Here is a 12410-nt window from a genome sequence, read left to right on the forward strand (position 1 = left end):
ATTGAAAGATAATCCATTGGCGGATGACACAAAAGCGCTACGGCTTGATAAATGGCTTTGGTATGCGCGGTTTTTTAAAACCCGCAACATCGCAACACGGCTCATTGCCAGTGGTAAATTACGCTTGAATGGCGAGGTGATGACAAAACCGCATCGTGCCACGGTGGTGGGTCAGGTTCTGACCTTTGTGCAACAGAATGACATCCGCGTTATAGAGATTGCGGCGCTGGCACAGCGTCGCGGCCCAGCAACCGAAGCGGCAGAACTTTATAATGATCTGTCGCCGCCAGTCATCAGAACCAGCACTGATGATCGTGCTGAACAGGGCTTTGAAAACCGGACAAGGGGAAGTGGCCGCCCCACCAAAAGACTGCGCCGCGAAACAGACCAATTAAAAGCCATTCATCTGGCAGACGAGGACTAGATGCTAAGTAAACTGACAAGCTGGGTAAAAACCTATAACGACGTTGCTGAAACGCCAGACAATGATGCCGAATGGGCTGAAACCGTTGTTGGGCTTTTGATCGAGGCGGCGATGGCCGATGGCACGCTTGGCGATGCGGAACGTAACGCAATTGCCGCCGCGCTGGAACATCAGCTATCCATGGCACCTGACGCGATTGACAATATGATTGAAAAGGCGCGCCAAGACTATGATGAACGTGTCGAAATTCACGGTATCATCCGCCAGATACGTAATGATACCGACGCCGAAGAACGCGCCATTATCATGGAAATGATCTGGATGGTCGTGCTGGCTGATGGTGCATTGCATGATTACGAGGCTCAGCTTATGCGGCGGCTTGCTGGGTTGCTCTATATTGATGATGTGGCATCTGGACATGCGGCAAATAGCGCCCGCGCACGTCTGGGTCTTGAAGCTTAATCTTATCTAGGCTACATCTTAGCCACTTACTAAACGCCATAGCGAAATATGCATTCAGCCTACGGGATTGACCGACATGACCTATATCGTCAATGAAAACTGCATCAATTGCAAATATACCGACTGCGTCGAAGTATGTCCGGTAGATTGTTTTTATGAAGGTGAAAATATGCTGGTCATTCACCCTGATGAATGTATCGATTGCGGTGTATGCGAACCTGAATGCCCGCCCGAAGCCATCTTGCCCGACAGCGAGCCTGAAGCTGAAAAATGGCTTGATATAAATCGTGAAATGTCTGAAATCTGGCCGAATATTGGGCAGAAAACGGATGCCATGCCGAATGCAAAAGCGGCCGAAGACGAGACCGATAAATTTGATAAATATTTCACCAAGGCACCGGGCCAAGGCAACTAACTGTCTGCTGATGGCTCGAAATCTGGGCTATGCAAGGCTGAATCGGCGCATTCCAGAACACATATCCTCACGCGTACCAAAGCCTGCATATTTGCCGTATGTGGATGCAATTGTCATTGCGGCTAAATTTGTGTATAATAGCCACTGATTTTCGTATCTGAGACAAATGTTGTCTGCGCAATGTTGGTTTGCATGGTCTTGACTTTGCAAGTTTCCACATGGCCTGACATCATATGGCTGTTGCAAAGCGATATAACATTGTGGCGAAGGCCACACCTGTCTCAAGGCAGGCATTAGGGAAACAAAATGGCACGTAAATCTGACGCCGCCTTTGAAGAAGGCGATTTTGTTGTATATCCAACCCATGGTGTTGGCAGAATTCTAGGAACCGAAACCCGTGAAGTGGCTGGCATGAAGCTTGAAATGCTTGTGGTTCGTTTTGAACAGGATCGCATGACATTACGCGTGCCGATGGAAAAAGCCAAAACACTTGGTTTGCGTACTCTTAGCTCAAGCAAGCAAATGGATCAGGCGATCACAACCTTGCGTGGCAAGGCGCGTGTGCGTCGTACTATGTGGTCGCGTCGGGCGGCAGAATATGAAACAAAGATCAAATCTGGTGACCCGGTCTCGATTGCCGAAGTTGTGCGTGATCTACATCGCCGGACTAACCAGTCTGAACAGTCCTATTCTGAACGTCAGATGTATCAGGCCGCGTTAGAGCGTTTGGCACGTGAATATGCTGCGATTGAAAAAATTGATCAGGATGCCGCGGCATTGAAACTCGAAGATATGATGGCTGAGGCGGCGTAACGCCTGAACGTGTCTAAGGGCGCTTTCATGCGCTCTTTATCCATGATTTTTAATGGTGATAATGATCAATATCAAGTGATGACAAACGCGTTTATTCAGGACATTGATCTATTCGATCCAGTTATGCCGTTTCAAACAGGCTGGTTGGAAAAAAATCCACATCGCATCTATTATGAACAATGCGGCAATCCAGATGGCATTCCTGTTCTGTTTTTACATGGAGGGCCAGGTGCTGGCATTTCGTCGGTTCATCGACGGTTGTTCAATCCAGACAAATTTTGTGCGATTCTTTTCGATCAACGTGGCTCTGGTCGGTCAACGCCTATGGGCGAGACCACCGACAATACAACGACACGTTTGATTGAAGACATTGAAACCCTGCGTCAGCAGCTTGGCATCGAAAAGTTCCTGCTATTTGGCGGTTCATGGGGCAGCACTTTGGCACTTGCCTATGCAATCGCTTATCCTGAACATGTTCAGGGGTTAATTCTGCGCGGTATTTTTCTGGGAAGTGATGCCGAAGTAAACTGGTTTCTTTATGAAATGGGGCGTTTTTTCCCTGAAGCGCATGCCCATTTTGTCAATTTTCTACCTGAGGGTGAGCGCGGTAATCTTTTAGAAAATTATTATCATCGACTGATGAATGAAAATAGCGCGATCCATCAACCGGCGGCCAATAGCTGGTCATCCTATGAAACATCCTGCTCGACTTTGCGTGCCCAGCAACGTTATGTCAGCGGTATATCGGCACTAACCATGGCGCGCATTGAAGCGCATTATTTTATGAATGGCTGTTTTATGCCGGATGGGCATATCATGCAACACATCAACCTTGTGCATCATTTGCCAATCAATATAATACAGGGACGCCATGATGTTATTTGCCCACCGTTAACAGCTGTAAATTTGGCAAACCGGTGGGGCAAAAAAGCAAAGTTGCAACTTATTGACAATGCTGGACATTCGACATTCGAATCTGGTATTGCACAGGCGCTTTTATCGGCTTTGGACGCCTATCTATAGTTAATTTATCTAAGCGATTTATTTTCTAGGCTGGTCAAAAAGTAAATTAGTTTAAACTTTAATAGTTTTGAACATTGGCACCTGCGTGACACAACCGCAGAATTAGATTTTAAATTATCAGGTGCAAACGGAATCATCGTAGGAGATATTTTCTATGAACAATTTAGATGAAGAACGTACTGAGCGAAATTTTCGTATAACCAACAATAATGCTGTCGATATGCATGTTGGTAAACGTGTTCGTCTGCGTCGTACCTTGCTTGGCATGAGCCAGGAACAACTTGGAACCGAGCTGAATATTACATTTCAGCAGGTGCAGAAATATGAACGCGGCGCAAACCGGATCAGCGCATCGCGCTTATGGGATATCAGCCAGATTCTTGATGTGTCGATTAATTATTTCTTTGACGATATGACAGAAAATACAATGCGCAGTTCGCCGCGTCAGGTGTCGCGGGGCGGCGAGATAGCTGATCTGATAGATGAACAGATTAAGGATCCAATGGCACGTCGTGAGACGTTAGAACTTGTCCGCACCTATTATTCGATTGAAAAGCCACTTGTTCGAAAACGCATTTCGGAAATGGTCAAATCCATTGCCACAACCCTTGCTGGCGAGTAACATGTCCTCTCAGCAAGGGGTAAGTGCATGAGCCAGAACGAAACCAAAATCGCCAATTTTGAAACAATAAGTTTTGAAGACGCACTTCGTGAGCTTGAGGCCATTGTCACATCTTTGGAACGTGGTGACGTGTCGCTTGATGATGCGATTAAGGCTTTTGAACGTGGCACACAGCTAAAAGCGCATTGCCAGGCACGCCTTGAAGAAGCACGGATGAAGGTCGAGCAGATCAAATTACCTGCTGATGGGGGTGTCCCAACCGAAACGGCACCGTTTGCACCCGGCGAAGGGTGACATTTTCAATGACCGATTTTGCTACGCAGCTTGCTACTGATGCGAATCAGTGTGCGGATATGCTGGATATGGTTTTTAAGGCGCAGACTATTCTGGCGCCGCGTCTTGGCGATGCCATGCGGTATGCTGTTCTAAATGGTGGCAAGCGTATGCGTGCGGGGCTTGTGCTTGGCGCGGCGCGGCTTGCCGCTAATGAAAATGATGCTGGCACCTATGTCGATAGTCGCGCTTTGCGGGTGGCGGCGGCATTGGAATGTTTGCATGCCTATTCGTTAATCCATGATGATTTACCTGCAATGGATGACGCCGAAACAAGACGGGGCAAACCAAGTTGTCATATAGCGTTTGACGAGGCGACCGCGATTCTGGCTGGTGATGCTTTGCAAACCCTTGCTTTTGAAATTCTGGCTGATGATGCGACACATCCTGATCCTGTGGTGCGCGTTACCCTTGTTGCCACGCTTGCACGGGCATCGGGTCTGGCTGGTATGGCTGGTGGACAGATGCTGGACCTTCAGGCTGAAACACGTGATTTGACGCTTGCCGAAACCGAACAGATGCAAATGATGAAAACAGGGGCGCTGATTGTCTGTGCGGCAACTTGTGGCGCGCTTGTTGGCGGGGCATCATCTTCGCTGACGAACGCTGTCACAACCTATGCAGACAAATTGGGATTGGCATTTCAGATTGCTGATGATCTGCTGGATTATGATGGTGATTCCGATGGCATGGGCAAACCGGTGGGGCAAGACGCGATCAAGGGCAAAGCCAGCTTTGTAACGCTTATGGGTCTGGAAAAGGCCAAAAATGAAGCTAATAATTTGATTGATAATGCGCAAATGGCATTAGCACCATGGCAGGATGCTGCTGCCTATCTACAGGCCCTAGCAGGGTTTGCTGTAGCTCGTCGATCCTAGTGGCTTTGCTGGCCTGTTTATGTTGTAAATTTGTACTCTAGTCATAAATACGGTAAAGATAATAATGTCTGGCCTTCAAAAAGGTGGCGGCAACCTATTATAGTAATGAAAACACGTAAGCTGCCTGACATGAATGGACTGAATAGATGACCGATAACAATAAGACACCTTTGCTTGACAAGATTTCGGCTATCACAGATTTACGGCGTATTCCCGAGTCCGATCTACAACGCCTTGCTAACGAATTACGTCATGAAACCATCCGTGCTGTTGCCAAAACAGGTGGCCATCTTGGCGCTGGCCTTGGTGTTGTCGAACTGACTGTTGCCTTGCATTATGTTTTCAATACACCTGATGATCGCCTGATTTGGGATGTTGGCCACCAGGCCTACCCGCATAAGATTCTTACAGGTCGCCGTGACCGCATTGAAACCTTGCGCCAGCGTGATGGCTTGTCGGGCTTTACCAAGCGCGATGAATCCGAATTTGATCCATTTGGGGCTGGGCATTCATCAACCTCAATTTCAGCTGGTCTGGGCATGGCAGTGGCCAGCGATATGCAATCAACGCCGCGCAATGTCATTGCTGTCATTGGTGATGGTGCGATGAGCGCGGGCATGGCCTATGAAGCGATGAATAATGCAGGCGCGTCCGATAGCCGCCTGATTGTCATTCTGAATGATAATGACATGTCGATTTCACAGCCAGTCGGGGCGATGAGCAGCTATCTATCCCGCCTGATTACGTCCGAACCATTTCATTCTATTCGAGACCTTGTGCGTGAAGTGACCAGCAAGTTTCCAGCCGAGATAGAGCGTACAGCGCGTCGTGCCAAAGATGTTGCCCGCGATCTTATCGGCGTTAATTCAGTATTCAGCCAGCTTGGTTTTATGCATATCGGCCCGCTTGATGGGCATGACGTGAACCAGCTATTGCCGATTTTGAAAAATTTGCGCGACACCCACACAAACGGGCCTGTCTTGCTTCACGTTGTCACTGAAAAGGGGCATGGGCACCCTTTCAAAGACCCGTCACATGAAAAATATCATGCTGTTCCCAAATTTGACGTTATCACCGGCACTCAGCAAAAGTCGGCTGGCAATGTTCCCAATTATACGTCGGTTTTTGCCAATAGCCTGATCAAGGCAGCCGAAGAAGACAGCAAAATTGTGGCGATAACAGCGGCAATGCCGTCAGGCACCGGACTGGATAAACTCAAGGCAAAATTCCCTAGCCGCGTTTTCGATGTTGGCATTGCCGAACAGCATGCTGTGACCTTTGCTGCTGGTATGGCTAGTGAAGGGATGAAGCCGTTTTGTGCGCTTTATTCGACGTTCCTGCAACGCGGTTATGACCAGCTCATCCATGATGTATGTTTGCAGAATTTGCCTGTCCGCTTTGCGATTGATCGGGCTGGCGTTGTTGGTGCTGACGGGGCAACCCATGCGGGTATCTATGATGTTGCCTATCTGTCATGTCTGCCGAATATGGTGATTATGTGCCCGTCTGACGAAGCCGAGCTGATGCATATGGTGGCGACCTCTGTTGCCTATGATGATGGGCCATCAGCCCTACGTTACCCTCGCGGCGAAGGCGTTGGGTGCGAAGTGCCGGACAAGGCTGAGATTCTGCCAATCGGCAAAGGCCGGATGATCCGCGAAGGTGATGATATTGCGATCCTGTCATTGGGAACGCGGCTCGCTGATTGTCTGGCGGCGGCAGATGCCATGGCCGCACAAGGGATTCATATCGCGGTTGCTGATGCCCGTTTTGCCAAGCCGCTTGATGCCGATTTACTGGCGCATCTGGCCACAGATTATCGCAAGCTGGTGATTGTCGAAGAAAACAGCCCGGGTGGCTTTTCGGCACATGTGATGACATATCTGACCAATCACGGTTTGCTTGATGCTGGCCTACAGGTGCGGGTCATGACCTTGCCGGATATATATATCGAACATGATAGCCAGGCTGGACAGCTTGCCCTTGCGGGTATTGACGCGGTGGGCATTGAGCGGATGTTGCAATCATTGGCCAGCCCATCAGCGTCTGACAAAGCGGGCGTTCTTAACAAAGGATAGTTTCCTCAGAATCTGCTGGCTGTTTTCGCTATAATTATTTTTATGTTTTTGCTACAGATATTTTGTGTCCAAAGCTAAGTCAAAACGTTATGCGGCCAGCCGCACCGCCCAGCAGGAATCGTTAAAACGCCGTGCTGATGCGCTTTTGGTTGAGACTGGTCATGCAACATCGCGTGAGCGGGCGCAGATGCTTATTGACGAAGGTGGCGTCTTTGCCGATGGGCTGAAGGTCACCAAAGCGGCTAAACTTCTGGCGCCTGATTGCGTGCTGGATGTGCGCTCGGCAGGTATAAAATGGGTCAGCCGCGCAGGGCTGAAACTTGCTGGCGCGCTTGATCACTTTCCCCAGATTTTGCTGGCTGGCAAAAACGCACTTGATATTGGCGCTAGCACAGGCGGCTTTACCGATGTTATGCTGGCACATGGGGCGGCGCATATTATCGCACTTGATGTTGGCAGTGACCAGCTACATCACACATTGGCAAGCGATCCCCGAGTAACTGTCATGGATGCCACCAATGCACGGCATCTGACACCGGATGAACTGCCATTCGCGCCTGATATTATCACCTGTGATGCATCCTTCATTTCCTTGGCCAAAATTTTACCCGCGGTACTGACTTTGGCGGCACCTGATGCGGTGCTGATCGCGCTGATAAAACCACAATTTGAAGTTGGCAGGGGGCTGGTTGGCAAGGGCGGCATCGTGCGCGATCCGGCTTTGCATGACAAGGTCGTTGCCGATGTCAAAGATTGGCTTTGCGCCAAGATGGGCTGGCGGCTCATTGGCGTGGCTAATTCACCAATTGACGGGCCTGACGGTAATAGGGAATTTCTGATCGCGGCGCAAAAACCGTCCTAGCGAGGCAGTATCGCGCATTGCGCATGATGGCGCATCATCATATCGGCAAGCACCAATGACATCATTGCCTCGGCAACTGGCACGCCGCGAATACCAACGCATGGGTCATGCCGTCCCTTGGTCATGATCTCAACATTTTTGCCGTCTTTATCGACTGATTTACGCGGTGTCAGAATCGACGAAGTTGGTTTGATCGCAACCCGTGCCACGATTTGCGCGCCTGATGAAATGCCGCCCAATATGCCGCCCGCATGGTTGCTGTCAAAGGCTGGATTGCCATCTTCCATATGCATTTCGTCGCCAGCGATGCTTCCATCCATTGCCGCCAGTTCAAACCCCCCGCCAATTTCAACGCCTTTGACGGCATTAATGCTCATCATGGCGGCGGCTATTTCGGTATCCAGCTTGCCATACACAGGTTGCCCCAATCCGGCGGGAATACCGTCAGCCACAATTTCCAGAATCGCTCCTGCCGATGATCCGGCTTTCCGCACATCATCAAGATACGCTTCCCATGCCACCGCGGCCTTGGCATCAGGGCAGAAAAATGGATTATTGTCGCATGTGTTCCAGTCAAGATTGGCACGGTCAATCTTATGGGGGCCAATCTGCACAACCCCGCCTTTGACGCGGAAATCAGCACCCAAAGCTTGTTTCAGAAATATATCAGCAATGGCACCTGCCGCCACCCGCACCGCGGTTTCACGTGCCGATGATCTGCCACCGCCACGATAATCACGGATTCCATATTTTGCTTGATAGGTATAATCGGCATGACCTGGGCGGAATTGGGTGGCAATATCGCCATAATCCTTTGACCGTTGATCCTTGTTGCGGATCAACAGGCCAATCGGTGTGCCGGTGGTCTTGCCTTCAAAAATCCCAGACAGAATCTCAACTTCATCATCTTCCTTGCGCTGGGTGACAAATCTGTTCTGGCCTGGTTTGCGCCGATCAAGATAGGGCTGTATGTCGCTTTCAGACAGGGTCAAATTTGGGGGTACACCATCGACAACGCACCCTATAGCTGGTCCATGGCTTTCGCCAAAGCTGGTAAAGGTAAAAAGTTTGCCGAAGCTGTTATCACTCATGTCACACTACAGAAATATCTGGGGCGTCAACAGCCTTCATGCCGACAACATGATAACCGCAATCGACATGATGCGTTTCCCCTGTTACGCCAGATGACAGGTCGGACAAAAGATAGGCACCGGCACCACCAACATCATCAAGCGTTACATTTCGCTTCAATGGTGAATTATATTCATTCCATTTCAGGATATAGCGGAAATCGCCGATACCCGATGCGGCCAGCGTTTTCATCGGGCCAGCCGACAGCCCATTGACGCGGATATTGCGCCCGCCTAGGTCAACCGCCAGATAACGGATAGACGCTTCCAACGCGGCCTTGGCAACACCCATAACATTATAATGCGGCATCACCCGTTCGGCACCGTAATAGGTCAATGTCAGCAATGATCCGCCATCATTCATCATCTCGGTAGCGCGGCGCGCGACATCGGTAAAGGAATAGACCGAAATATCCATTGTGCGGCTGAAATTATCACGGCTGGTATCGACATAGCCGCCTTTCAGCTCTTCTTTGTCTGAATAGGCAATCGCATGCAGAACAAAATCAAACGTGCCCCATTTATCAGCTAAAGTGGCGAACAATGCATCCATGCTGGCTTCATCGGTGACATCGCACGGCAGAACAATGTCACTGCCAACCGACGCTGCCAAAGGCACAACGCGCTTTTTCAAGGCGTCCCCCTGAAAGGTGAAAGCAAGCTCTGCGCCCTGTTCGGCCAGCTTTGCGGCAATCCCCCATGCAATCGAACGTTCGTTAGCCACGCCCATAATTAGGCCGCGTTTTCCGTGCATGAAACCTGTTGTGGTTTGATTGTTCATTGCCCTCATCCCTTTGACTAAAATTCATCCGGCACATGGTGCCTTTGTGATATTCTGTGCCAGTTCATAGCATGTTTTGTGGTTTGAACGCTATTGTAAAGCCTTGCGGAACAAGCGCAATAGTCTGGCTTGAAAAACATCTTCAACATTATACGTTTGGTATGTGTCAGACCATCTTTATAATCATCAAAAAAGGGCAGAAAACCCGTTTCTGCCCCTCAATATGTGACTAATCACTGGTCTAGCTAGTTATCACGTTCTAGCGCAGTGAATAGGATATGCTTTTGCGGATTTCAACGCGTGATCCGGTGGCAAGCGGTGCGCTCGTCTCTAATGTAATGATCCGCCCATCAACTTCGATCTTGTTACGATAGCCAGTGACCTTTTCGATATTTTCCTTAATCATCACTGTTTGAACCGAACAGACTTCCTGCTGGTTATAGCCAACAATCTTTTGGCCTGACTGCTTCTTTTTGGCATGTTCACGACCAAGTATGGCACCGGCAACGGTACCGGCGGCGCCTGCGCCTTCATTGTCCGACATTTTATTGCCCACGGCTGATCCAATCAGACCACCGATAATCATCGCGCCCAGATCCGAACTTTGCTCTTCTGCCTTGCCGTAGATGGGCACATTTTCATTGCGGCAGGTGCGCTGGTCGGTTGGCGTTTCCCTGATATAGCTTGTGGTCAGCGCATCCGATTGCGTCACTGTGCCGATTGCGGTTTCGATGCGCGTTTCGGCAGATGCTGTTGGCGCGACAATCGTGCTGGCGACAATCAGGGAAATAACAGCCGGAAGAGAAAAAATACCAGGGCGGCGGTTTTGTGTTTCAAGCTTAGACATTTTTATGATCCTGATCTGTTAGCTCACATCAATAAATACTAAATATATGTATGATACGAAAATATGGCAATTATATGTTTAGGCCAAATATTTACCAAATATTTATAGGCATCAGATGTCCCTTATGTTGGCAGGTGGCAATCCGTCACACCTATTGTAGTCGCCATATTGATGAACTATATCTATCTTACGCCTATGAAAAGGCTGTAATCAGACCCTTTTGAGGAGCGCATGCAGATGGAAATTGTTGCAGGAACTGATCCCTTTGGCTTGTTTCAAACATGGTTTGACGAGGCCGTAAAGGCCGAAATCAATGACCCAGACGCTGTCGCGCTTGCATCGGTTGATGCCGACGGCATGCCATCAGTGCGCATGGTATTGCTCAAAGAATGGTCACCTAATGGTTTCGTGATCTATACAAATTACCAAAGCCGTAAAGCCGATGAATTGCTGGCAACGGGCAAGGCTGCCTTTTGTGTTCATTGGAAAAGCCTACGTCGTCAGGTGCGTGTTGTTGGACCAGTGTCAAAAGCAAACCCAGAACAGTCGGACGCCTATTTTGCGTCACGTGGGCGTGGTAGCCAGATCGGTGCGTGGGCATCAGCGCAGTCGCGACCCCTTGCTAGCCGTGATGACCTTGCCGCCGAAGTGCGTGCTGTCGAAGCCCGTTTTCCGGATAATGTAACGCGTCCGCCACATTGGGGCGGCTTTTGCATTGACCCACAGGAAATCGAATTCTGGGCGGATGGTGAACATCGTTTGCATGACCGTTTTAAATTTACCACCACTGGCAATGGTGGATGGAATATTCAGCGTCTAAACCCCTAGCCGAACAAGCCTCATCGTCAGTAAATACCGTATCAATGTTTTGTACTAAAGCTGGATCAAAGCTATCGGTTCAACGCATCGAAGCCAGATTTGTCGATTTTAGCCTAAATTTGGGTAAATTCTGTCGGATGACAAATGCTTTTTGCCGTCTATTTGCATAAAAATATCTCAGTTATATCAAGTAACGCGTAACAAGCGGTATTGATAAATATTTACCGGTTTTTGGGAGGAACGGCGTGAAATCACATGCTCGTGTTGTTGTAATTGGTGGTGGTGTAGTTGGCGTCAGCACTCTTTATCATCTAGCCAAAAAAGGCTGGTCTGATGTGGCTTTGATTGAGCGCAAGGAGCTGACATCAGGATCGACATGGCACGCCGCGGGTTTGTTGCCACTGTTCAACATGTCTTACTCCGTCGGTCAGATTCATAAATATTCTGTCGCCTTTTATCAGCAGCTTCAGCAAGAAACCGGCATGAATGTTGGATTCCGCAAGGTATCAAATATCCGTCTGGCAACAACGCGGGATCGGATGGACGAATATCGGCAATATGCAGGCGTCGCCAGTACAATTGGTATTGATGTTGATTTCTTAACCCCTGAAGAGATTGTGCATCACTGGCCATTATGTAATCCCGAAGGTTTGATTGGTGCGATCCGCCACCCTGAGGATGGTTACATCCAGCCAGCTGATTTGACGCAGGCATTGGCACGTGGCGCCCGTGATCGTGGTGCGGAAATCTACCGCAACACGACAGTTACCTCTATTTCACGCAACGCTTCTGGTGAATGGAAAGTCACCACTGACAAAGGTGAAATTACCTGTGAACATATTGTATCGGCAACGGGTAACTTTGCCCGCAAAACTGGCCAGATGGTTGGACTGAATATTCCTGTTATTCCGGTTGAACATCAG

Annotated in this window: 15 protein-coding genes; 12 read left to right on the plus strand and 3 right to left on the minus strand. The window is 49.3% G+C overall.

The window, feature by feature from the left end:
- Window position 1 precedes the first annotated feature (1 nt).
- From ABNT28_RS01820 to ABNT28_RS01865, 10 genes are all read left to right on the plus strand, one after another.
- Window positions 2-424 carry an RNA-binding S4 domain-containing protein gene (locus ABNT28_RS01820; protein ID WP_332924461.1) on the plus strand — a complete coding sequence of 141 codons (423 nt, stop codon included), beginning with the start codon at window positions 2-4 and terminating at the stop codon, window positions 422-424.
- Window positions 425-886, plus strand: a complete 462-nt coding sequence (locus ABNT28_RS01825; protein ID WP_332924462.1) for a TerB family tellurite resistance protein — start codon at window positions 425-427, stop codon at window positions 884-886.
- Between the two features lie 76 nt (window positions 887-962).
- Window positions 963-1301 (plus strand): ferredoxin FdxA, encoded by a 339-nt coding sequence (gene fdxA / locus ABNT28_RS01830; protein ID WP_332924463.1) that lies wholly within the window; start codon window positions 963-965, stop codon window positions 1299-1301.
- Window positions 1302-1607: 306 nt separating this feature from the next.
- Window positions 1608-2114, plus strand: coding sequence for a CarD family transcriptional regulator (locus tag ABNT28_RS01835; protein ID WP_332924464.1), 507 nt, complete (start codon window positions 1608-1610; stop codon window positions 2112-2114).
- Between the two features lie 78 nt (window positions 2115-2192).
- On the plus strand, window positions 2193-3137 hold the full coding sequence (gene pip / locus ABNT28_RS01840; protein WP_332924475.1) for a prolyl aminopeptidase: 945 nt from the start codon (window positions 2193-2195) through the stop codon (window positions 3135-3137).
- A 154-nt stretch (window positions 3138-3291) separates the two neighbouring features.
- Entirely contained in the window at window positions 3292-3759 is a 468-nt protein-coding gene (locus ABNT28_RS01845) for a helix-turn-helix transcriptional regulator (RefSeq protein WP_332924465.1), read from the plus strand.
- A gap of 27 nt (window positions 3760-3786) precedes the next feature.
- Entirely contained in the window at window positions 3787-4053 is a 267-nt protein-coding gene (gene xseB / locus ABNT28_RS01850; RefSeq protein ID WP_332924466.1) for an exodeoxyribonuclease VII small subunit, read from the plus strand.
- An 8-nt stretch (window positions 4054-4061) separates the two neighbouring features.
- Window positions 4062-4970: a polyprenyl synthetase family protein gene (locus tag ABNT28_RS01855; protein WP_348720921.1), complete on the plus strand. Its 909-nt coding sequence runs from the start codon at window positions 4062-4064 to the stop codon at window positions 4968-4970.
- A gap of 146 nt (window positions 4971-5116) precedes the next feature.
- Window positions 5117-7048 carry a 1-deoxy-D-xylulose-5-phosphate synthase gene (gene dxs / locus ABNT28_RS01860; RefSeq protein ID WP_348720922.1) on the plus strand — a complete coding sequence of 644 codons (1932 nt, stop codon included), beginning with the start codon at window positions 5117-5119 and terminating at the stop codon, window positions 7046-7048.
- Window positions 7049-7112: 64 nt separating this feature from the next.
- Window positions 7113-7910 (plus strand): TlyA family RNA methyltransferase, encoded by a 798-nt coding sequence (locus tag ABNT28_RS01865; RefSeq protein ID WP_332924469.1) that lies wholly within the window; start codon window positions 7113-7115, stop codon window positions 7908-7910.
- On the opposite strand, the gene aroC is transcribed toward ABNT28_RS01865, so the two are convergent.
- The 3 genes from aroC to ABNT28_RS01880 all read right to left on the minus strand — a co-directional run bounded on the left by aroC (window position 7907) and on the right by ABNT28_RS01880 (window position 10668).
- Window positions 7907-9001 (minus strand): chorismate synthase, encoded by a 1095-nt coding sequence (aroC, locus tag ABNT28_RS01870; RefSeq protein WP_332924470.1) that lies wholly within the window; start codon window positions 8999-9001, stop codon window positions 7907-7909. The genes ABNT28_RS01865 and aroC overlap by 4 nt on opposite strands.
- Window position 9002: 1 nt before the next feature.
- Window positions 9003-9821 carry an enoyl-ACP reductase FabI gene (fabI, locus tag ABNT28_RS01875; RefSeq protein WP_332924471.1) on the minus strand — a complete coding sequence of 273 codons (819 nt, stop codon included), beginning with the start codon at window positions 9819-9821 and terminating at the stop codon, window positions 9003-9005.
- Window positions 9822-10080: 259 nt separating this feature from the next.
- Window positions 10081-10668, minus strand: coding sequence for a hypothetical protein (locus ABNT28_RS01880; RefSeq protein ID WP_332924472.1), 588 nt, complete (start codon window positions 10666-10668; stop codon window positions 10081-10083).
- Between the two features lie 237 nt (window positions 10669-10905).
- Between ABNT28_RS01880 and pdxH the strand changes: the two genes are divergently transcribed.
- Window positions 10906-11496 carry a pyridoxamine 5'-phosphate oxidase gene (pdxH, locus tag ABNT28_RS01885; protein ID WP_332924473.1) on the plus strand — a complete coding sequence of 197 codons (591 nt, stop codon included), beginning with the start codon at window positions 10906-10908 and terminating at the stop codon, window positions 11494-11496.
- A 236-nt stretch (window positions 11497-11732) separates the two neighbouring features.
- A partial coding sequence (locus ABNT28_RS01890; RefSeq protein WP_348720923.1) for an FAD-dependent oxidoreductase occupies window positions 11733-12410 on the plus strand: 678 nt, incomplete at its 3' end.

Source organism: uncultured Candidatus Puniceispirillum sp., assembly GCF_963979125.1.
Classification (GTDB): domain Bacteria; phylum Pseudomonadota; class Alphaproteobacteria; order Puniceispirillales; family Puniceispirillaceae; genus Puniceispirillum.